Genomic DNA, 518 nt, shown 5'->3' with positions numbered 1-518 from the left:
TGGTGGGCCCTGGCCCACCGTGGCCACGGCCGCTTGCCCCTGTCGCTGCCAACACCGCCGCTTCACGCCGCTGAACGACGCCCCCACGCGCACCACCGCACTTCGGGAAACATTCAGTTGCAATCCCTAGGCTGCGGACGTGGCAGGGGGCTGCACTCCGACAGACTCGAACACAGGTGGATTCCATGAAGACCCCGATCATCGCCGCGATTTCCGTTCTCGCCCTGGGCGGCGTCGCTGTCGCCTCCTACGGCGGCTTCTCGCGCGCCAAACAGGCACAGGTGCTGTCGGCCGAGCCGATCCGCGTCACCGAGCCGGTGCTGGCGGATGTGCTGCGCGTGACCCCGGTCGAGGAGAACCGCCCGGTCAGCCGCCAGCAGTGCACCCAGCGCACCGTGCAGCGCCGCGCACCCGAGCGCTTCGGCGACAAGGACGGCATGGTCGCGGGCGCGGTGATCGGCGGCCTGCTCGGCAATCAGGTCGGCGGCGGCAGCGGCCGCGCTGCTGCCACCGCGGCC

General features: G+C 71.2%; 1 pseudogene. It reads left to right on the top strand.

The features are described from left to right. Positions 1 to 185: 185 nt before the first annotated feature. Positions 186 to 518: pseudogene (locus FLQ44_RS10005) on the top strand (hypothetical protein); the annotation flags it as partial.

It is taken from the genome of Vogesella mureinivorans (assembly GCF_007644035.1).
GTDB classification, from domain to species: Bacteria; Pseudomonadota; Gammaproteobacteria; order Burkholderiales; family Chromobacteriaceae; genus Vogesella; species Vogesella mureinivorans.
Note: the sequence above shows the minus strand (reverse complement) of the source record. Positions and strands in the feature narration are given on the sequence as shown.